13 protein-coding genes are annotated in these 22,710 nt (G+C 36.4%); all 13 read right to left on the bottom strand.

Annotation, left to right across the window (positions count from 1 at the left end; all coding sequences use genetic code 11):
• Positions 1 to 249: 249 nt before the first annotated feature.
• Positions 250 to 1,932 (bottom strand): endo-1,4-beta-xylanase, encoded by a 1,683-nt coding sequence (locus tag HNP25_RS10460; protein WP_184133963.1) that lies wholly within the window; start codon positions 1,930 to 1,932, stop codon positions 250 to 252.
• A gap of 34 nt (positions 1,933 to 1,966) precedes the next feature.
• Positions 1,967 to 2,923, bottom strand: coding sequence for a DUF5627 domain-containing protein (locus HNP25_RS10465; RefSeq protein WP_184133964.1), 957 nt, complete (start codon positions 2,921 to 2,923; stop codon positions 1,967 to 1,969).
• Between the two features lie 34 nt (positions 2,924 to 2,957).
• Positions 2,958 to 4,760: a RagB/SusD family nutrient uptake outer membrane protein gene (locus HNP25_RS10470; RefSeq protein WP_184133966.1), complete on the bottom strand. Its 1,803-nt coding sequence runs from the start codon at positions 4,758 to 4,760 to the stop codon at positions 2,958 to 2,960.
• A 29-nt stretch (positions 4,761 to 4,789) separates the two neighbouring features.
• Positions 4,790 to 7,831: a SusC/RagA family TonB-linked outer membrane protein gene (locus tag HNP25_RS10475; RefSeq protein ID WP_184133967.1), complete on the bottom strand. Its 3,042-nt coding sequence runs from the start codon at positions 7,829 to 7,831 to the stop codon at positions 4,790 to 4,792.
• Between the two features lie 84 nt (positions 7,832 to 7,915).
• A complete protein-coding gene (locus HNP25_RS10480; protein WP_184133969.1) occupies positions 7,916 to 9,805 on the bottom strand; it encodes a RagB/SusD family nutrient uptake outer membrane protein in 1,890 nt (629 codons plus the stop codon).
• A gap of 12 nt (positions 9,806 to 9,817) precedes the next feature.
• A complete protein-coding gene (locus HNP25_RS10485; protein WP_184133971.1) occupies positions 9,818 to 12,952 on the bottom strand; it encodes a SusC/RagA family TonB-linked outer membrane protein in 3,135 nt (1,044 codons plus the stop codon).
• Positions 12,953 to 13,370: 418 nt separating this feature from the next.
• A complete protein-coding gene (locus tag HNP25_RS10490; protein ID WP_184133973.1) occupies positions 13,371 to 14,225 on the bottom strand; it encodes a sialate O-acetylesterase in 855 nt (284 codons plus the stop codon).
• A 1-nt stretch (position 14,226) separates the two neighbouring features.
• Positions 14,227 to 16,179 (bottom strand): family 43 glycosylhydrolase, encoded by a 1,953-nt coding sequence (locus HNP25_RS10495; protein WP_184133974.1) that lies wholly within the window; start codon positions 16,177 to 16,179, stop codon positions 14,227 to 14,229.
• Positions 16,180 to 16,311: 132 nt separating this feature from the next.
• Positions 16,312 to 17,880, bottom strand: a complete 1,569-nt coding sequence (locus tag HNP25_RS10500) for a glycoside hydrolase family 43 protein (RefSeq protein WP_184133976.1) — start codon at positions 17,878 to 17,880, stop codon at positions 16,312 to 16,314.
• 56 nt (positions 17,881 to 17,936) lie between these two features.
• Positions 17,937 to 18,953: a glycoside hydrolase family 43 protein gene (locus HNP25_RS10505; protein ID WP_184133978.1), complete on the bottom strand. Its 1,017-nt coding sequence runs from the start codon at positions 18,951 to 18,953 to the stop codon at positions 17,937 to 17,939.
• A gap of 12 nt (positions 18,954 to 18,965) precedes the next feature.
• Positions 18,966 to 20,438 (bottom strand): MFS transporter, encoded by a 1,473-nt coding sequence (locus HNP25_RS10510; RefSeq protein ID WP_184133980.1) that lies wholly within the window; start codon positions 20,436 to 20,438, stop codon positions 18,966 to 18,968.
• A 10-nt stretch (positions 20,439 to 20,448) separates the two neighbouring features.
• Positions 20,449 to 21,498 (bottom strand): endo-1,4-beta-xylanase, encoded by a 1,050-nt coding sequence (locus tag HNP25_RS10515; protein WP_229202833.1) that lies wholly within the window; start codon positions 21,496 to 21,498, stop codon positions 20,449 to 20,451.
• 808 nt (positions 21,499 to 22,306) lie between these two features.
• On the bottom strand, positions 22,307 to 22,612 hold the full coding sequence (locus tag HNP25_RS10520; protein WP_184133983.1) for a hypothetical protein: 306 nt from the start codon (positions 22,610 to 22,612) through the stop codon (positions 22,307 to 22,309).
• Between the last annotated feature and the right edge of the window lie 98 nt (positions 22,613 to 22,710).

A 22,710-nucleotide genomic window follows, 5' to 3' on the forward strand; every position in this document is an offset into this window, starting at 1 on the left:
ACCTAACAACTATCGGTTCGACGCTCCAAATTATCGTCATTCCCCAACCCAAACTGATTATGCTTTAGAGCAAATTTGTAAAACTTTAAAAGTTACTTCTAAAAGCCAAAAATATCTTTATTCTTCAATATTTGTATCAAAGTAGTTTTTGTACTTAAATCTACTTTAACCCTTTTATTGAAGCAAATCCCCCATCATCGTTAGATGTGGGGGATTGCAAACTCACGTGATGATTTTTTGCCAAAAATGCTATTTCATATTTGCTTTAATAGATTCTGCTACATACGAATATGCCATTTTTCTTACATATTGTTGAGTCCAAAGTCCAATTGGATCATCAGCTCTCCAACTTGAATTAGCTGGACTATCTAACGGACTCCATAAAGTGATACCATATCTTTGTGGAGCAGGAATTAGCTCAAAATATTTATCAATAACATATTTATACATCTCAGCTTGTTCCTTATACTGTGCTTGAGTAGCACTTGCTGTTTTTACGCCACCTAAACCAATATCCAATTCCGAAATTTTAATCAATTTACCAGTAGCAGCTAATAACTTAAACATATCTGCAATCTTGGTTTTATCAGACTTAATGTCGATGTGCATTTGTGTTCCAATACCATCAACCTTCACTCCTTTTCCTTCGATATAGTTTGTGTAGGCAATAAGTCCACGACATTTATCCAGACTGTATTCTAGATTATAATCATTAATGAAAAGGATGTCTCCAGCATTACCATATTTTCTAGCTAACTTAAAAGCAGTTACACCATAATCTTTACCCATGTAGTCTTGCCAGTAGAATTCATCACCAGCTGTTGTTCTACCTACTCCTGTTTTTAATTCGTAAGGTTTGCCATCGTCCATTGGTTCGTTTACAACATCCCATGCTTTTACATAAGGTTTGCTTACGTTCATCATTCCAGCCATCCACTTGTCTAAAGCACTGGTAATGAGGGTGTTCTTTTGCTCTACAGTTTTTTCTTTTGTTTGGATGCTACCCGTAGCATTGTACTTTGTTAAAGTAACATTATCAAAATAAAAGTTAGTAGCAGTTTTACCAAGATTAAAAGCAATTGCCCCACAAGTAGCCATATCAGCGGTAACTGTAATTTCTCTGGTATAGGTAGTCCAAGTTGGAGTAGCTGAAAGAGCTCCAAAAAAGTCCCAGTGTTTGTATGCGCCAGGAGTTACGTGTGCTTGGGTTGGATATGTTGCGGGAACATCTGCTCTTATATCCATTTTAAGGGTATATTTTTCACCTACCACAGCAGCAGGAGAAAATTTCACGAAAAATTGAGCTTCCCAATCATTAGTACGAACACTTGCATTGGTAATTTTCAATGCTCTACCAACTCCGTTAGCACCCCCGCCAGCAGCAGTATAAGAGATTACAGCATTCGCATTGCTTTGGAAATTAGCAGCAGCGTCTGTTTCAAAATCAGCGGCAGTAATCAAGTCCCAACCTGGTCCAGTTGATGATAAAACATCGGGTGCAATTACTTTTTTCAAATAAGTAGCATTCTGATTAGCATGCCAACATAAAGTATGGCCATACACTGAAATATTATTTTCTTTGGCTGCTGCTAATAATTTACCAACGTTATCTAACGCAAGGCTACCATCTGCTTGTACTATTGCACCATGCTTCATTTCGTAGCCTAAGGCTATTTCATCGAAGTTTTTGTTGGCTAATCTGTACATTACTCCCCTATTAACATAATCATTAAGTGACAAAGCAACACCTAATTTAAAATTTGGATGAGCCGTACGATTAATATAGGATTTTAATGCTGGGTAAGCATCTATATCCTCCTGAAGAGCAACACTTTCAGGTTTTAGCACATCAAATTCCAGCGGTTCGTATGCAGTACACGAAGTCGCCAAAACAGTGGTCAGGCCAAGTGCAATTTTATATAATTTGTTCATACAATTTAAAGATTATAAGTATTTAATTTACTGATTACTTTGCAATTGGAGTAAACGTTTCAAATGTTACAGCACGGTCACGCATTACAAGTGTATCACTTGAGGAAACATTAATACCTGAAAGATTGATATCATATTTTAGATAAAGAGCATCTCTATCTTTATTTCCCCAGCTTTTTTTCTCGCCTTTTTTAACGAATGCTCCGCTACCAGTTGCCGTATATCCGCTTGTTCCTGAAGAGATTGTACATCTTCCACCTTCGTCAAATCTTAAAGTAAGCGTTATAGAAAGGTTTCTACCATCTTTGTCTTTTACAGTAATGGGAAAATTCAATTCATTCAAAGATTTGGTTGACAACTTATTGATTTCATCCTGTTCAACATACTGTGCATGACGAACAATTGTTTGATTAACTGCACCAGTCACAACATCTCTTCCACGTCTCAAATAATTTCCGTGCCAAGGGTTAACATATTTAACTGCATAAAGAATAAAATGCTTACCATTCAGAATTGAGTCTGCACCTGTTACACCTGTCATTTTTAAAGGAATTACATAAGTGTTCTTGATTGCTTTGGTATCTGCGAAGAATGCATCTGTAAGCTGCACGTCAACACCACCCGCAAGCGTACCATTCGGAATTGCAATTTTATCTGATGCCAATGTATAGTATTCTCTTGGCATGGCAAGTACTTCATTACCGGCACTGAATAACAAACCATTACCAAGCAAAGAGTTATCTACTTCTACTTTGATAGATACGTTATTTTTACTTTCGTACACACCACCAGTTGCTGCATAGATTTGACATTTTTTAGCATTGTCTAAATCAGTATTCACAAAAGCATCTTCCCCTAGCGTAATTGTTCTAACAGGATACTGATAGGCAAAATACACTGTCTGGTATTTGAAATCAGGAAATACTGCTTCTTGGTTACAGGAAATAAGCCCTACAAGGGTTATCGCCAATATTAAAACCACTTTTTTCATATATAATATTTTTTAATAGAATTTTGATAAGAAATTAGTTCCATCCTTGGTTTTGCTCTAACGCTGAATATTTCAATATTTCAGAGTATGGAATTGGTCCATATTTCATAAAGTTTTGATATACCCTTGTTTCAACCGAAGGAATAATTGTGTAAACATTACCACTACGAATACTTACACCTTTTGCACCCTCTGTCAAATCACTATTCCAACGACGTAAATCCCAGAATCTGAAACCTTCAAAACATAATTCTAAACGTCTTTCGTTACGGATTAATGCACGCATCGTTTCTTTGCTATTTTTTGCTGATTCAAGATATTCATCGTTGTTGGTCAAACCAATTCCTGCTCTTCTACGAATAGCTCTAATCACGTCGTATGCTGAATAAGAATTACCTCCAGTAGCCGTTGGTCCGTTTGCTTCGTTGGCTGCTTCTGCATAATTTAAGGCAATTTCTGTGTAACGAATATGTGGCTTATAATGACGCTGATTCGTTGCCGATGTTGGATTTAAGTTAACATCTTGGCGTAACAATTTTCTCAAATAATACCCTGTTCTTGTAGATGTTGCAGCAATTGTCAAACCATCGTTAGTTGGGCTATCAGCAGCAGTGTTTATTGCTGTGTTGTTTACACCTGAAGTTTGTCCATTTACTAAAATAAACATTCTCAAACGAGGGTCACGATTAGTGTATGGATTATTGGCAACATATCCACTTTTTGGGTCATTGATAGGATAACCATTCAACATGGGAAACGCATCTACCAAATTTTGGGTTGGGTTAATTCTACCGTTTCCAAATAATGTTGGAGGAAAGTTGGCCGTTTCCAAATCTCTGTTTTCATTCCAGTTATTACGCCACAATACTTCTGGAGGATTGGCACCATCTTTCAATGTTCCAATTTCTGCCACATTGGAATACCAAGTTAACCCACTCGCAGCATTCGCTACAATGGCACTTAGCCCTCCATTTAGATTGAGTACCTCTGATGAATACTTGGCTGCATCAGTCCATTTATTCACATTACCACCATTAAAAGCTGGACTTGCAGCCAAAAGTGCTGCCTTCGAGCGGATTGCTTTGATGATGCGTCCTGCTATTAGTCCACTGAAAGTTATTCCAAAAGCACGGTTATATTGTTCAACAGTAACTTTACCATACTTAGCTGGAATCAGATTTTCTTGTCCTGATGCAAGATTGATGTAATCCAAAGGAAGTTTGGCTTCTGCACTATCCAAATCTTGATAAATTTGTTTCATGCAATCATCAAATGATGCACGTGGCAAATTATAATTATCATTAGTAGTTTGTGCTTTATTCAAGATAGGTACTCCCAACATCATCCCATTTTTACCAACACCGCCATGCGACTGAAGTAAATGATACAAAAACAAGGCTCTTAAACCGTAAGCTTCTCCTTTAATACGAGTTCCAAACAATTTACTTGCACCAGCATCAGCAACCCATTGAACTTTATCAACTTCTCCTAACATCAAGTTTACGTATTGGATTCCTGTGAAGCAGTTTGTCCATTGGTCTGCTGGGTTGTTAGCGGGTGTCCACTGACCAGTAGCGATTCTCAAATAACCATTGTTTTGATCATTGGTCACAGCATCATCAGTTGCGACATCATTAAATGACCAGAAGTTTGTTGGAATTCTATTGTATCCGTTCATTAAAATACCATAAGGGAAACGTGCATCATTGGGTAAATATGCCGTTGCTTCCAATTGTCTGTTATTTTCTTGAGCTGGTTCGATGAGGTCTTGGCATCCACTGAGGAAGACCGAGACTGACACCAACATTACCAATATTCCTTTTATTTTATTTGACATGATATAATATTTCGACATTAATTTAAAATTTAGAAAAGCGCTTTTACGCCTAAGTTAAATAATCGTGTTTGTGGAGAGCTACCAACATTCAACTCTAAAATTTCCCTTTGTGACGAAACTGTCAGTAAATTAAATCCATTCACATATATACCGAATTCTTTAACCAATGATTTCGTCTTTAACAAACTCGTCAAGTCGTAAGAAATTTGAACTTTCGTTAAATCAAATCTATCAGTTTTATAAAGCCAGAAGTCTGAAGGACGGAAGTTGTTAGTTCCTGCTAATGTCGATAATCTTGGGTAAGTAGCAGTTTCTTTAGTAGCTTCTGTCCAGCGATTTCTTACCACTTCAGAATATTTGTTTTCTCCAGATACCCAGAAATACGAACCTTGACGCATTGCATTTGCACCAAATCTACCTGTGCCAAGTGCGAAAAAGGTCAATTTTTTCCATTGTGCAGTAAAGTTTACTCCTATCGTCATTGGTGCTCCAAAAAAGCCCCCTTTTCCTAAGAATACTTCGTCACGTTGGTTGATGATACCATCACCGTTTTGGTCTTTGTATTTGATGTCACCAGGTTTAACCAGTCCGAGTGCCTGTTGCGAAGGAGAGTTTTGAATATCGCTTTGGTCTTGGAAGAAACCTAAGTTTTGTAAACCCCACATCGCATCAAGTGCTTTTCCTTGACGATTTTGATAAGCGTCTTCGTATATTTCTGCTCTTTTTGTAGCCTTTGTATCGTAATACGTACCGTTCAATCCCAATGACATATTCAACTCGCCTACTCTCTTGTTAACATTTACACCAAAATCAAAGCCTATGCGTTCGTCTTCATTATAATTCACGTAGGGAATAAACGATGAATATAAAAAGCCACCAGGCTGACCTGTTTGAAAATAGTTTGGAAATAAAACATTTGATTGGATGATATTTCCTTTGATTTTGTTGTAGAAAAACGAAGTATTTAATGTTAATAATTTCTTGAAAAACGAACCTTCAATACCAAACGTCAACTCTTGTCTTTGTGGGAAAACCATGTTTGGGTTATCTCCTCTACGTGATACCGTTGATTGAAAACCTGTACCGTCTTTCCAGCCATACCAGTCACCTAAGTTCGAATAAATGCCTTGGTATAGGTAATATTCATTGATGTCTAAATCAGTATTCAAGATACTTGCCGATGCTGTTAGTTTTAAATCATCTACTACACTCGAGTTTTTCAAGAAACTTTCTTGACCGATTCTCCAACCCAATGAAAGTGAAGGAGATAAAGCAGCTCTGTTTGCTTCTGGTAATTTAGCTGAAACCACATAAGCAGCACTAAAATCTAAATAGTATTTATGGTCAAAATTATAACTTGCCAAAAATCCTAAGTTTGCATTACTTGTTCTGTGGTAAACTGCTGAGGCGGATTGTTGGAATCCGTTAGCTAATAAGATAGTTGAAAAATTATGCTTTTCGCCAATTGTTTTATCGTAGTTTAATTGACCAGAAAATGCAATTGTTTGACGATAAGTATTATTACTTACGTTTTGAGTTCCCGATCTTGTATCTTGACCATAAACTGTAAGGTTACTTATCAAATCCGTTCCACTATAATTATTCCAAGTAGGAGCAAAAGTTGCATAAGTATAATTGTAAGCCAATGTATAAGAAGTAGCGTAGTCAACCGAGAAATTAGTTTTAAAACTCAAGCCTTCTAAAACATTTCTCAAATCAGCCTTAATACCTGTATTAAACTGAAATTGTCTATTTGCATTTTGGTTATTTCCTCCTGCATAAGTTGTTGCAATACCGTTTGTTTGATCTAACTGCGTTCCTCCAAGGAAATACTTTCCATCTATGATATTGTTACTATTTTGTAATAAAATTTGCGATGCAACATCATCCTTTTCAACTAAATCAATAGGAATTAATGGTGAAAATCTATTTGGACGAATGGTAGCAGCATTGTTCCAATGGTTTGTATTTACTCCTCTTCCCGTATTGAAAATTGCGGCAGCATCTGCATTCAATGAAATAAACTCATTTAGGTTTACATCAATATTTCCTCTAAAATTCAAACGATCTGAACTGTTATTGTTTTTTGACTCACCAAAATTCAAAAGCGAACCTTGCGTAGAATAACCAATATTAGTGTAATATTTTACTCGCTCATTTCCACCAGTAATTTCTGCGGTAGCATCATGACGACCAAAAGAACTTGATAAGTATTCTGGCGAATAAAAATCTACATTCGGATAACGGTATGGGTTACGACCAGAAGAGAAGTTGAATATCTCGTTTTCTGAGTATAAAGGAGTCAATCCATCATTTTTTCTGGCTTCGTTATACAATGTCATATACTCCCCAGATCCCAAAAACTTTGGATAACTTTTTGGAAGGTTTATTCCACTGTTAACTCTAAGATTCAAAGTATTTGATCCAGATTTTCCTCTTTTAGTGATAATATTCACAACACCTTTAGCTGCACGGCTACCGTACAAAGCAACTGCATGAGCTCCTTTCAGGAATACGATTTGGTCTATCTCAGTAGGTGCTACGTTTCCAAGTTCACGAGGAACACCATCAATCATGAATAAATAGCTTCCCATACCCCAGTTACTATTTCCATTAAAACCAGGCACTAAAGCATCCATTCCATCAAGTGGAAAGGTGAAATAGTTTTTGTCTAATAATTCTTTTGCATCTACCTGTGATACACCGCTCATCAAATCTCGTTTTTCAACGTCACGAAATGGCAAACGAACAAAGTCCGCTTCTTGTCCCACCTGCATCCTAATTTCAACGATTGGCTTTATAACTGTTACGTGATAAGTTTTGTACCCTTTTGCAGATACTGACAACACCTCATCAGATGGAACGGCTATCGTAAATGTTCCTTGTTCATCCGTAGTAGTTGTCTGACTGCCTTCAGCAGAGCAACTTACTGTAGCCCCAACAATGGGTTTTTTATCAGGTCCCAAAACGGTAGCCCTGATTTTAAAAATTGGAGCGTCTTGTGCAAAAGTTTTAGCATTTGAAAAAGCCAATAACGTACACAAAACAGTTAGTATTTTTATAAACTTCATAATTTTCGTTTATCTGTTTGAATATTGAATATTAGTAATGGTAGGTAGGAAAATATCCTACCATTACATTTCATAATTAGACTCTTACCAACCTGGATTTTGAGGGAACTCTAAATATAAATTTACATCGTTTGTCTTCATTGGTAACCAGTAATGTTTCGCTGTAAACTTACGTTCCAAGATTACCGTTTCTCTTAAATTCAACACTCTGTTTTCTTTAGAATCTTTGGCAGGGTCAAGAGTACTTGCTCTATCAAACTCAACAGCTTTTTTAAGTGTGTACGGGTTTTCTGTCAATAATAACCAGCGACGAAGGTCGTTGAAACGGTGTCCTTCAAAAGCAAGTTCAACAGCTCTTTCACGTCTTACTTCGCTCATAAAAGTTTCTACGCTACTCAAGAACTGTGGAGCAACAAAACCAACACCTGCTCTTGTTCTCAAAGTATTTATTGCATCTACCGCAGTTTTAGAATATCCCGGAGATTTTCCACTTGGACCACCATAGGCTTGTGCTGCCGCTTCTGCATACATCAGATAAACATCAGCAAGTCTCATGTATGGAACTTTGATGTTAAGGCTTTTATCGTAGCTATAACCTAAATCGAATTTGTTGGCTGTTCTTGGGATAAATTTATAATTTAAGTATCCCGTTCTACTTCCACTTGCAACATCTCTGTAGGTTCCTCTTGTATGCAAATTCGCATAGCGGTTTATCGTTTCTGACGCATTAGGGATATTACCATTTACCATTTTCATGCCGTCATAAACGATGTCATTATAAAAACGAGGGTCTCTACCTTTCCAAGGCAATTCTGGATTATATCCTGATACTGGATCTGGTTTTGTTGCATCAGCAATTGGTAAACCATTTGCCATACCATACATATCAACATAATTAGCAGTTGGGAGGAATTTGGTATCTCCTTCACTGATAACCAGTGGGGTATATTGTTTGGCAGTACCATACGTTGAACCATGTGCACCATAATATGGCCCTGTAAAAATTGCTTCTGTGCCTCCTGGGAGTGCCCAGTTTTGTCCAGTTGTATAAAAATTTGTGGAATATTTATCAAAAGGAAGTAAACTATGAGGTGCTTGTCCGCTTTCGCAAAGACTTAATAATTCTGCTGCCGCATCTGCTGCTTTTTTACAATATTCAACATTATATGTTCTACCACCACCTGAAACTGAGTTCATTAAAGGACTACCAGCCCACAAATAGTTTTTGGCCAAGTAGCCAAGCGCCATTATTTTATTAATACGAAGTGTATTTTTACCAAGTGTTCTTCTACCAGCAGTGGTTGCATCCCAATTTGTTGGAAGTAAGTCGGCAGCTTCTCTAAAATCTTTGGCTGCTTTTTCGGCACACTCACTGTATTTCAAGCGTGGTAATGTCAATTTTTGGTCACCAGGCAATACAGTATCAATGTATGGAAGCCCACCAAAAAATTGCATAAACATGAAGTGATACCAGCCTCTAAAAAACAATAACTGTCCCTTGATTAAGTCTTTTTCTTCTTGGGTTGCATCATTCATTTTATCAAGATTGGCAAGACCCATATTGGCCTTACGAATACCATACCAACCCAAACCATACAATGACTTTGTAAAACGGTCGTCATTCGTAGAGTTATTATTTCGGTCAAGCCAGCCAGCTTGCCATCCGTCAAAGTTTCTTTGCCATCCCCAGAAATCTCCGTTATCAATTTTTACGCCAAAGTGTCCTGTTGCTGAAACTGATTGTATTTCATCATCACCCCAGTTGAATGAACTAGTCCAATAACCGTTTGAGAAATCAGGAATGGTATGATAAAGTTCTTCTGTGAATCCTTGAAAACTTACAAAATTCTTGTAAGCATCTTGGTCAGATACTGCCGCTTGTGGGTCACGATCCAAAAACTCTTTACAAGAAGTTAATCCTGAAGTCATGGAAAGGAATAAAGAGGCAATTAGAATATTGATTTTCTTTTTCATGATTTTGATTGATTAGAATGTGATGTTTAAACCAAGGTTATAACGTCTAACAGTTGGATATGCCCCTTGCTGAGAAAATTGAGCTCCACCAAAGTTTGCTTCTCTATCATCAGGCATTTTGCTCCAAGCAATTAAATTATTCCCGTTTAAGTAGATTCTTAATCCTGCAAGACCTAATTTCCTACTAGCTCCCGATGTTAAACTGTAAGCAATTTCTGCGTTTTTAAGTCGAACATACGAGCCATCGAACAAATACTGTGTACCACGGTAATAATCGGCAGGAGTTGATGACCAACGAGGAATTGGAATACCTTCAGCATTAGATGGCGACCAATATTCTCCCTCTTTATAAACCGTATTTTTTTGGTTTACTAAACTTGCAAAGCCAACCTGACGACTAACATTATTCACTGCATAGAATTGAACGAATGCCGTGAACCCTTTCCAGTCTAATCCAAAAGTAGCATTATAAGTATTTTGAGGCCAGTTTGTATAACCGAATGGTACACGGTCTTGTGCATCAATTACACCATCGCCATTATAATCAACTATGTAAAGATTCCCTGGTAATTTTTGGTTATCCTGTGCATTATGAATTGTACTTCCATACAACTGATCCCAAGTATTATATTTTCCTTCACTTACATAAGAGTACTCCTGATTGATTGCCTTACCTTCAGTTTTTTGATAATCAGGTAGTAACTCTGGGTTTGCTGCTTCGATAATTTTATTTTGTGTATGAGTCATGTTTAAATCAGTCCACAAACGAAATTTACCGAGCGTTTTACTAATGTGTAGCTCCAGTTCATAACCACTTGATTTTACTTGGCCTAAGTTGGCTACTGGTGGTGCTGCTCCATAATATGAAGGCACATCTTGACGATTTCCTAACAAAATTTTGGTTCTATTGTCACTGAAAACGTCAGCCTTGGCTTTGATGAGACCTTTTAGTAATTCCACATCAACTCCGACATTAAATTTCTCTGATTCTTCCCACTGAACTGTTGGGTTACCAACTCCTGTTTGTCTGTATTGTCTGTATGGACTTTGCTCTGCTGCTTCCCCAGTAGTACCTAATCTTGCCAATCGCTCGAAAGCCCATTGATCTAAATAAGGCCATCTTATCCCAAGATTATCAAATCCTGTCTGTCCGTACGAAAATCTCAATTTCAATAAATCAATCGCTCTTATTGATTTAATAAATTTTTCATTCGACAATATCCAGTTTACCCCTCCAGATGAGAAATAGTTGAATCGATAGTCAGAAGCAAATTGCTCTGAACCGTTATAAGCACCATTATATTCTATGGTGTACTTGTTGTTAAAAGTATACGTCGTTCTGAATACCCAGTCTTCTCTGTATGTAGGCACTATACTTCCGTTGGCAAACACGTTTCTGTTCATCAATCCCATCGCAGTCAAAAAATGCTTCCCTCCAAGGTTTTTTGCGTAATTCAATTGGAATTGGTAAAACAAACGTCGCTGACTCGCTCCAATATTACCAGCAGCTGGAGACCATCGGATACCTTCCTGAAAATCAAATCCCGTCACTCCATCTACCGCTTGTTTATAGGTTACGATTCCCGTTTCTGGGTCTATCCATTTCAACTGTGCGTCATTATACAAATCATTAATCCCTCTATCACTTTCCACAAAAGTGTTATCAAAAGATATATTTCCAGTAAACTTTAATCCCTTGATGAGTCTTCCTAAATCCTGCTCAAGCGAGAAGTCTGTTGTTATTTGAGCCGTAGTGGTGTTAGCAACTCCACCTAATCCAAGTATTCTTGCTGAGTTTTCCGCTTTTTGTTCATTGGGTGCGTAAAAACCCCATGAGCCATCTGAATATCTGGGTAAAATAGCGTCTGGTGCAGCGTTGTAAGCATCAATCCAAGCTCCATACTGCCCACCCCCACCAGTAAAGCCCCAAGGTGTTTTTCTGACACCATACGAACCAGAAATGTTAGTTTTGAATAAAGTACTTGGTGACAATTGAAAATCAAGATTACTACGAACGTTTAATCTGTCAAATTCAAATCCTTGCTTATAACCTCTGTTATTATCATACACTCTGAATAAATCAGCTTCATGCAATACATCGGCACTCGTAAAGTATTTCACAAAGTCGGTACCACCACTAATGTTAATGTTTGCGTTATTAGAAATTGCATTTTTTCTAAATAAAGCTTCTTCCCAGTTAACATTTGGATAACGCTCTGCTTCTGCTAAATTGGCAGGGTTTCTGTACTTTTGAAGAATTGCTTCTGGTAAAAAGTTTCTCCAACCATCTGGTCTTGCTGCGAGTTCGTATTCAATTGCCTGATTTCTGATGGTTAATCCATCATAAGAATCATACTTCTCAGGTAACTTTGAAGCTGATTTCATGATTGTATTCACCGTAGCTCTAATTGTAGCTTTACCAGTTTTCCCTCTTTTTGTGGTAATTAGGATTACCCCATTCGCTCCCCTAGAACCAAACACTGCAGTTGCCGAAGCATCCTTCAATACTGTTACGGCATCAACAGAACTAATATCAACAGAATTCATTGGACGTTCAACACCATCAACTAGGATAAGTGGAGCTGAATTATTTGGGCTACTAATACCACGAATGATTATCTGTGGATCTTCTCCTCCCGGTATCCCTGTTCCTGAGCTGGTAATAAGCCCCGGTACATTTCCAGTCAGAGCAGCTCCGATACTTGATACACCGCCTGCACGCTCCAGTGTTTTACCTGTTGCTTGTGTCACCGCAGCAACAACACCTTCTTTCTTTTGTTTTCCGTAGCCAACAACTACAACCTCATCCAAAGCAGATTGGAATTCTTCCAATACAACATCAATTGAAGTTTTGTTACCAACGAGAACCTCCTTCGTAATGAAACCAATAGAACTAAAAACTAGAATTGATTTAGGCGTACAAGCTATAGTGAAAACACCATCCTTACTTGCACTTACTCCTCTGGGGGTTCCCTTGATACTAACGGTTGCTCCGGGAATCCCTTCCCCTGAAGCGGACTTTACAGTCCCTTTTACTGTTTGAGCTTTTAACGAAAAGCCCGAAAACCCAATCAAAAGGGAAATACACCATACAATTAAATACAGCTTTTTCCGAAAGATTGAAATGGATAAGTCAAATTGTTTCATAGGTAAATAAATATGATTCATTTAATAAATAATATGAAATTACTTTTGCAAAATAAGTTGATGAGGAAAAAATAGAGTAGCACTAATCACTATATATATATTACAAATGTTCAGTAATCTTGGAAAGTGTCAATTTCACACCATTATTATTCAAAAAATTGAATAGATGTTCCTAAAATGAACATTATGGATACCAATTATGGCTAATTATAGTAGTAATTATTTTTGTTAGGTAAGTAAATAGCCCTTTTTGCAGAAATTAGTAATAAATAGATAAGTAGCACATTCTATCGTTTTGAGAATTATAAGGACACTTTAGTTGATTGTTTAAAAAACAATTGATGTACATACCAAAAAAAAGTTCTCTATTTCCTGAATTACCAGTAATAGAGAACCTAAATTCTTGAATTAAAAAAAACTATTTTTGATGAAAACTATACCCCATCAGCGAAAGCATTTTTTCAGCATAACGTTTGCCAAGTTCTCGATAACCTGCTGCATTAAAGTGTAAATTATCAGCAGCATCTGTACAGCCACTTGATGAAATTACATGGGCATTTTTGATTGTTTCTGGTAACGTGGCTATAATTTTATTCATACTTGCACAAATACCTCCTTGGTCGGCATTTACGGTTTCACCAGCTAACAAAGGTACTTTTTTTGCTTTTAGATGAAGGTCACCTATCAAGTTATCATACACTCCTTTCACTTTTTTTGTCCAGAGTGAGTCATTCGTATTAGATTCTCCTTGATGTAATAAAATACCTTTAATCACACCGTCTTTTTGTGCTAGTTTTGCCATTTCTACCAATCGACCATACGGATTTCCATCATATTCTTTTACCATATTTCTAAGCCAATTGGGTGTAGTAGTCACATAAGATTCATAGTTATTTTTATCAAAAAGCTCTATTTTACAACCACCAACAGCAACATTAATGATACCTATTCTAACTTTTTCAGGAAGGTTGGCAAGCATTGCTCTTCCAAAATAGTCAACAGGTGTAATTCCTGTGTAGCAACGACATAAAGGAGGAACAGCCGTGTACCAATTGCCTTTACTCCTACCTAAATTGGGGCAATCTACTGCTTCCATTACCTGAAAACGGCTATCGACATTGACGGTATCCTGAGGCTCAAACTTGGCATTACCTTCCATATTGGATTGCCCAAAACTCAAGAAAATGTAAAAGTTTTTGTCTTGTGAAAGAGCCTTAAAACTTGTAACCAATAGACTGATTACCAATAAAAAATATAATCTCTTCTTTACCATTTTATTTAAACTGGATGCTTTTGATATTCAATAACTTACTTTGTTCTTTCGGAAATTTGATAAAAACATCGTGATGCCCTGAAATACCTTTTAATTTTTTTGTGAGTGTTTTCCAAGAATCATTCGTTTCAGTAAAAGGCATAGTAGCAATCAGTTTACCTGTTCCTAAATCATCAAGCCAAATCTCCATTTTTCCAGCACTTTTTGCCGTCATTTGAACTTGAATTTGCGAAGCAGATTTACTTTTATTGCCCAAATCAACACCTGAAATCATCAACCAACCTCCTAAATTTGAATCATTAGTAACGGCTTCTTCCGTTCCAATTTTTACTTTTTCTACTCCATAGTAGTTACTGTATCCAACAGCTGGAAGTTCTGAAAAACCATCTTTACAAACAAATGAATCAAAATCAGCAGATTTTCCTTCGGCAAATAGCCCTACACTTGTGCCAACCCATGAATTGTAATTAGGTTGGGTTTTATCAAGATTAATAAGACTGATACTTTCTCCGATTTTAGTCCAATTCTTACCGTTGACACTTGCAAAAGCTGTTAAGTCATGTTGATTTCTAGTTACCTTTAGCCAAACGACATCTCCAAAAGTATTTGGAATTGAGAAAGATGTTTTACCGAATTGGAAAAAAAACTTCTTGCCGTTTTCAAATCCACTGTAGAGATGTGCAAATACCTTTTGGTCACCATTAGTCATATAAATACCTGCTTTTACAGTTGACTCTGAGGCATTTATATCAACTTTGGTTACTGCAGAATAATAATGGTCAGTTTCTTTTTGTACGATACTTGTACGAGTACTATCTGGTAATAATCGTAACCAGCCTTTTCTAGCATCTAATGAATAACGATTGGCATCTTTTTTACTGAGGAAATGCCAGCTTAGTGCCAAAGGAGTTTGGTCAAACTCATCTGAATCAACACTTCTCCATAAAATTCCTGATTTTGGAAGTATAGGTTTAGCTATGGGTAATGTTGTTGGTGCCATTCCCCAAGGTCTGTCGCCTTCCCAAATAACGGGATATAATGATGTTTGACGACCCAAACCCGACCAATCATTTCCATCATATTTTTCATAACTCTGACCAATAGTCCACCAAGTACCATCAGCCAACTGAATTGGTGCGGAAATATGATTAGGGCGACGGAAGCCTGTTTTGGTATCTGTTATAGGTTTAAAAAATTCTCCAAGACGTTCCCATTTGGTAGAATCACTGGTAAGAGCAGTACCTCTAAGTACGTACTGCCCTCCAGATACATCGCCAGCGGGAAAGTAATAATAATAACCATTTCGCTTACACATTACTGGGCCTTCTGCCCAGCTATATTGTAATTTAGCATTAATCCAGTCAAGGTCAATTACAGAAGATGTAAGTTGCCCATCTTTCCCTAGTTCTTGTAAACGGTTGGTTTTTTGTCCATTTTTAATGACCATATAAGGCTTACCATCATCATCCACAAAGATGGAATTATCATAACCTAAAGGCCCAGTTTTAGGATTTGATTTTACTTGAACAGGTTCAGTCCAAGGTCCTGATGGAGAATCTGCTTTTGAAAACCATTGTCCATTTGCAGAAAAATAAATCCAATAAGAGCCATAAAAATAAGTAATTGCTCCTTGCCAAGTACCAGCAGATGGTCTGTCGGTTACCCAATTAGCTTTTTGTGGTGGTAATACACGGCTGATAACTTTCCAATGAACAAGGTCTTTAGAATGATAAATCGGCATGTAAGGCGTAAAATGGAAGCTTGAGCCACAATGATAAAAATCGTCTCCAACTTTAATCATTGTAGGATCTGGATGATCGCCAGGTAAAACAGGATTTACAAAAGTTTTTACTTCATCGTAAAATGAAGCGTTACTTTGGGCATAAATCTCATTTGAAGTGAATGATAATACAATACTTAAAAGAGGTAAGTATTTCAAAATAATATTTTTCATGTAGGTAAATTTTAACTTATGTATTCAAATAAAATTAGGCCTCTCTTTTACACAAGAAGCCTATTGATTTATTTAGAATGCTTACAATAAGCCGTAGCGTCGGTCTATTGCAAACATTATTAATGCGAGTAATTACTTATTAATAATAAGATTGTCTTGTATTTTAAAAAAATCGAAGTCAGCATAACCACCTATATTTTTGGTGGCATAGTTGAATAAACCAAAACGATAACCCATAAAATGCGGAATGGTATAAGGCATTTTGATAGCTTCGCCAATCGGTTTCCAAACTTTTCCATCTAGGCTGTAAAAGAAATAACCAGTGTCAGCTCGATTTCTAAAATCACATTGTGCCATTAAAAAAATGGTGTTTTGTTGAAGCGGTACTTTTTGGATTTCAACAGGTTTTCCAGAAGAAGCACTATACATTACGATTGATTTTTCTCCATTTTCAATTTTCACACCTACCAAACCAAAGTTTTTTTGTAAAAGACTTAATCCAGCAAAGTCTCCTTCTTTCATATTTGAAATATCTAAAGACGTAATTCCAGCACAAACTGGGTCAATGGTTCGCTGAGTAAGCGTGTTTCTAGCTAATACAAAACTGCTATCAATTCTGCCCGTTTTTAATCGTAAATATCCTTTTCGTTCAGAAACCGACCATAAGTTATTGTCAGGATTATGGTTCCATTGCCAAACTAATGGCAATTTTGATTCTCCTTTTTTACGAGTAAATTCATCAGAATTAACGAGATTTGGAATCAATCCTTTACTGGCTGGAAGGTCTAATTTTTCTGGAACTTTACCATTTTCGCCTAATACTGGCCAACCGTCTTCCCATTTTACTGGTACTAAATAGGGAATCCGACCAACTCCACCAAAATCACGGAATAGGTACGAATACCATTTTCCGTCGGGTGTGTCAATCAATCCTCCTTGAGCTACTCCTAAATCTTGGAATCCCACTTTTCCTTCCCAAGGCCCTGTAATTTTATCAGCTCGGTGAATTATCACAGTACGCATACCGCCACGAGGCCAGCTGATATTGAATAAATAATATTTACCATTTACTTTAAAAAGCTGAGAACCTTCTGCGGGTAAACCACCGTTAGTTCCCGAAGGAGTACTGGCGTTTTCAATAATTACTTGTTCTGTACTTCCTTCTTTTACGCCAGACACATCAGCATTTAGTTCTACTAATTGTAGTTTCCCGCTACCATAAATCAAATAATTACGACCGTCATCGTCAAAAAATAAAGTCTGGTCATGATAAGAAGGTTTGAAGGAAATGGCTTTCCAAGGTCCTTTTTCGATGTTTTTAGTAGTATAAATATGCGTTCTTCCAGTTGTTTGTGCAAAAGTCGTCACATAATAAGTACCATTATGAAACCGCAAGCTACTTGCCCATGAACCTCTGCCATAAGTACTTTTGCCATTACGAAGACTCAAATCATCTACATTTGCTAAAGTATCATAAGCATAGCCAAGCATTTCCCAGTTTACCAAATCTTTTGATTTCATAATAGGTACTCCAGGACTCATGTGCATAGTTGTGCTACTCATGTAGTATGTATTTCCAACACGAATCATAGCCATATCTGGCACATCTGCAAAGATGATTGGGTTTTGTGCCTGCTTTACTTGTGCAAATATGTTTTGACTAAGTATTAATAATATTGGAAACAGAAATCTCTTTGTCATTTAAACCGCATTTAATGAGAATTACTAATACTTAATAGCCTTGAATAAAATTAGGCTCAAGAATAAGGTTCAATTGTCTGAATTTTTCCATCCACATCGTAAGTAATTTCAGTGACTTTTACGCTTCGTAAATGCGTTACTCCTTCTGAAAGGCTTGAATCGTGATAGAAAAGATACCATTTTCCATCTACTTCACAAATAGAATGGTGTGTCGTCCAACCAACTACAGGATTCAATATTCTACCTTGATAAGTAAATGGGCCATACGGATTATCACCAGTAGCATAACAAAGGAAATGTGTATCGCCAGTAGAATAAGAAAAGTAATATTTTCCTTGATAAAAGTGCATCCAAGACGCTTCAAAAAAACGTCTTTCGGTGTCCCCAGCTAATAATGGATTTCCATTTTCATCCAAAATCAATACTTCTTTGGGTGCTTCTGCAAAGCCAAGCATATCATCCCTGAGTTTAGCAACTAATGGATTAAGTGCTGCTTCATTTGCTTGAGGTTCTTGATTTTCGGCTGAGTATTGATTATTTCGGTAGCTTTGAAGTTGTCCGCCCCAAAGTCCACCAAAATACATGTAAAAAGAACCATCTTTGTCTTCAAAAACCGCTGGGTCAATTGAATAACTTCCTTCAATTGGCAAAGGTTCTGCTACAAATGGACCAACGGGTGAATCAGACACTGCAACACCAATCTGAAAAATATTATCTGATTTTTTGGCGGGAAAATATAGATAATACTTTCCTTCTTTGTGTGCAGCATCTGGTGCCCACATTTGGCGTTCCGCCCACGGAACATCTTTTACATGAAGTGCAATACCATTATCAATCGCTTCACTTGTTACAGAATCCATCGAAATTACATGATAATCTTCCATCGCAAAATGGCTTCCTAAATCATCAAAAGGGATACCTGCTTCAATATCATGTGAAGGATAAATATAAATTTTACCATTAAATACATGAGCCGAAGGATCGGCGGTATAAATATGTTTTACAAGCGGTTGCGAAATCGCTCTGCGATTCAACTCCTCAAAATCAATATGTTCTATGCTTACTTCTGGCATTTGTCAATAATTTTATGCGTTTCTTCTTTGCTTTAATTCTTTTTCAAGTTTCAATTCCATGGTTTTGTCAATTTCGTACCAAATGACTAAAATGGCCCCTAAAATGAAAATTATTCCAGGATAAATACTTACCGACATCTTGATACCTGAAACAGCCTCGGCTGTTTGGTCAGCTTTTTCGGCAATGTATCCATAGTTAGATAACAATGTTGCTCCGATAGCACCACCGATACTTAAACCAGCTTTTAATCCAAAAATCATGGCAGAAAAAATGATGGCTGTCGCTCTGCGGTTATTTTTCCATTCGCTATAATCTGCTACATCGGCAATCATTGCCCAAAGTAAAGGAATCGTTACGCCATAAGTAAAACCGTGTAAGAGCTGAGTAACAAACACAATTCCTATTGAATCTCTGGCATAAAAATTAAACATGATTAAACATAAAGCCGAAAGTGTTAGGAATATGCCAAAAACATTACGTTTCCCAAATTTATCAGCCAAAGGTTTTGAGAACATAATTCCCACAATCATCATAATAATTCCACCAGCGTTGAATAAACTATTTGCTGAAGTTGGAGCATCTTCAGGCCATTCAAATTTCCCTAAACCCAAACCTGTAATAAATTGATTCAAGCCTTCGATAAAATGGTTAAAACCTATTTCTTGCAGGAAAGTAGCTTGTGCAACAGGATTTAAGTAATATTTAAAATAATAAATATACATACCCCCTTTTAGCGATAAAGTAATGAAAATCAATATCGTTAAGGAAAGCATAATTACCCAAGGACGATTTTTTACTAAATCTGAAAGGTCTTGACTTACGCTACTTTTTTCTTGTTTGGTGGGTAATACTCTTTCTCTGGTAGTAAGAAATGTGATTAGAAAACAGACCACTCCAATTGTAGCAAAGAAAAACATTACTTTTTCAAAGCCAACAGCTTTATCACCATGTCCTAGTGAAATTGCTAGAGGTAATAATAACGATTGAATGATAAACTGAGCCACCATTACCGCCACAAATCTATACGATGATAAACTGTTACGGTCGGCCATATCGCCCGTCATTACGCCACTTAGTGCCGAATAAGGTAAATTATTGGCAGAATATACAAGCACCAATAATAAATAGGTGATTAATGCGTAAATAACCTTACCATCTTCACTAAAATTGGGCGTGGAAAATGCTAGAAGTGCTATGACCCCAAAAGGAACAGAAGTCCAAAGAATCCATGGACGAAATTTTCCCCAACGAGTACTGGTTCTATCGGCAATTAAGCCCATGGCTACATTAAAAAATGCACCAATGATTCCACCCGTAAAAATCACCAAACTGGCTTTCCCTGCTGGTATTTTATATACATCGGTATAAAAATATGCCAAGAAGGTCATTAATGTTTGAAAAATTAAATTGGCGGCTAAATCTCCAAGGCTATAGCCAACTTTCTCTAAAACAGATAATTTCTGTACTCCTTTTTCTTTATTCATTGGGTCAAATTTATTTTGCTACTTTAAGATTTAATACAGCATGATATGCTTTTTTAGGCTCTAAAGCTCTATCGAACAACAAAGGATAATTAGTACGATTACGGATTGGGAAACCATTTAACCATGAGTGACTATCATCTACACCCCAAAAAGTAACTCTACTAATTTTTTCTTTATGTTTCAAGAAAAGTTTAAAAATATCTGTATAGCGATTTGCTAAAGCTGTTTGTACTGAATCTGGCAAAGTATCTTTATAGGGATTCATTGCGGGACTTTCAGCAAATCGTTGATTTACATCAGCCCCTCTTAAATCCCAAGGGTTAGGTAATACGGTAAGGTCTAGTTCTGTAAATGCCACTTTGATACCTAATTTAGAAAATTCAATAATAGAGTCTTCAATATCTTTCAAGTTCAAGTTGTTAATACTCCAATGCCCTTGAATACCTACCCCGTCTATTTTTGTGCCACTTGCTTGCAATTTTTTAATGATTTCAATCGCTCCTTTGCGTTTAGCTGGTTGCTCAATATTGTAGTCATTATAGTACAATGCTGCATTTGGGTCGGCTTTGGCAGCTAAGTCGAAAGCTTCTTTGATATAGCCTTCTCCTAACTTATTAAAAAAAACTGATTTGCGTAATGTTCCATCTTCATTCAGTGCTTCGTTCACCACATCCCAACTATTGATTTTTCCTGCATATCTTCCTGCAACAGTATTAATATGTTCGGTCATAAATATACGTATCGAATCTGCACTTTTTATTTTACTTACAAACCTTGGTAATTGTGAATGCCAAACCAACGTATGCCCCACAACGTACAAATGATTTTTTTGTCCATATTCAACATACTTATCTGCTAAATCAAAATTATATTGATTTGGTCTAGGATGAATAACCTGAGATTTCATGATGTTCTCAGGAGTAATGGCATTAAATTCTCGCTTAATTAACACATTTGCTTTTTCATTTCTTTCCAAAATATGTTCTGTACCCAAGGCTGTACCTATCAAAAAATCTTCTTGATAAGCCGACTTTAGCGATTGAGTTTTGTTCTGACTCAAAGACAAATGAATAAATGAAACACAAAGCAAAAGTGTGCAATAAAATGATTTTATTATTTTATTATAATTCATAATTTCTGGTATAAATATATATATATATAATTGATGATTCTGTTTAAAAAAATACTTTATCTAATATCATTTCTCTTTTCAATGCTATACGTTTCAAATAATTTTCAGAGAAAAACTGCTCCAAATAAGAAATTGGGAGCAGTCCAATAATCTAATAATCAGTCTTTACAAATGAGTTTTGAGATAATTTAGTACATTTATCGTCACAGTTAAATAGGAAGGAAGTAAGACGGCTGAATTTTTCCATGAGATTGTTAAATATGATTATTTTGTCTAAATACTTTTTTGAGGATGTAAAGTAAGTAAATCAATAAAAAATTAAGTAGCACATATCGTCATATCTACGTACCAAATGTTCAGTGAACATAAAATTGTTAAATAAACACCATAAATATTACCATAATTGGTGCTAAATCCTCGGAATGTGTAGGAAAATTGGAAAAGAGAATAGTAGAAGTAATTTTACTTTTCTATTTTTGAAGTGAAATAAATATGACTTGATACACTAAAAATTGAATAAGATGGAATCTATTTTTAAGAAGGTGTAGCCATGCAATTGATTGCTTTTTTCTATTTGGAGAGTTAAATCAAGGATAACAGTATCTGGCTACTCTTTATATTTGGTAATCTTTAAAATAGCCTTCTGTGGCAACATCCACAAATAAACCTAAAGCACCAATAGTATTATTTTCCCCTAAGTGTTCATTAACAACTAAAGAAGGCTATTTGTTATCATTTAAAAACAGTTTAATTGTATTAAATGATAACGGCAAACATAATCATCGGCTCTACCGTTAGTCGGACGAATGTAGATACAATCGTATTTTGAATTATCAGCATTGATTCGGTACGCCACTCCAATAAAACCACGGTCGAACGGTGAAGCCGTTTTTAACAATCTACTCAGTACTTTTACTTCAATAATACCATCTTTAAAATCAAGGTCTTTAATCCGTACAAAAGTAGCCTCATCTACTTTCTTTACGGTAGAATCTTTGATTACTTTCAACACTTTCATCCCTTCAAGTTTTTTAAAAGACATGAATACTTGGTTGGGAATCAAATTATTTAATTCAAGCTTAGTATATTGAGCGATTGAAGCCTCAGTAATAATTCTAGTAGAGCAACAAGACCTTTATT

This window comes from Arcicella rosea (assembly GCF_014204325.1).
Taxonomy (GTDB): domain Bacteria; phylum Bacteroidota; class Bacteroidia; order Cytophagales; family Spirosomataceae; genus Arcicella; species Arcicella rosea_A.

Excerpts from the sequence above, each read along its gene's own strand:
- HNP25_RS10500 (WP_184133976.1), bottom strand. The coding sequence starts at position 17,880 with ATGACAAAGAGATTTCTGTTTCCAATATTATTAATACTTAGTCAAAAC.
- HNP25_RS10505 (WP_184133978.1), bottom strand. The coding sequence starts at position 18,953 with ATGCCAGAAGTAAGCATAGAACATATTGATTTTGAGGAGTTGAATCGC.
- HNP25_RS10480 (WP_184133969.1), bottom strand. The coding sequence starts at position 9,805 with ATGAAAAAGAAAATCAATATTCTAATTGCCTCTTTATTCCTTTCCATG.
- HNP25_RS10520 (WP_184133983.1), bottom strand. The coding sequence starts at position 22,612 with ATGTCTTTTAAAAAACTTGAAGGGATGAAAGTGTTGAAAGTAATCAAA.
- HNP25_RS10485 (WP_184133971.1), bottom strand. The coding sequence starts at position 12,952 with ATGAAACAATTTGACTTATCCATTTCAATCTTTCGGAAAAAGCTGTAT.
- HNP25_RS10460 (WP_184133963.1), bottom strand. The coding sequence starts at position 1,932 with ATGAACAAATTATATAAAATTGCACTTGGCCTGACCACTGTTTTGGCG.
- HNP25_RS10490 (WP_184133973.1), bottom strand. The coding sequence starts at position 14,225 with ATGGTAAAGAAGAGATTATATTTTTTATTGGTAATCAGTCTATTGGTT.
- HNP25_RS10465 (WP_184133964.1), bottom strand. The coding sequence starts at position 2,923 with ATGAAAAAAGTGGTTTTAATATTGGCGATAACCCTTGTAGGGCTTATT.
- HNP25_RS10495 (WP_184133974.1), bottom strand. The coding sequence starts at position 16,179 with ATGAAAAATATTATTTTGAAATACTTACCTCTTTTAAGTATTGTATTA.
- HNP25_RS10510 (WP_184133980.1), bottom strand. The coding sequence starts at position 20,438 with ATGAATAAAGAAAAAGGAGTACAGAAATTATCTGTTTTAGAGAAAGTT.
- HNP25_RS10470 (WP_184133966.1), bottom strand. The coding sequence starts at position 4,760 with ATGTCAAATAAAATAAAAGGAATATTGGTAATGTTGGTGTCAGTCTCG.
- HNP25_RS10475 (WP_184133967.1), bottom strand. The coding sequence starts at position 7,831 with ATGAAGTTTATAAAAATACTAACTGTTTTGTGTACGTTATTGGCTTTT.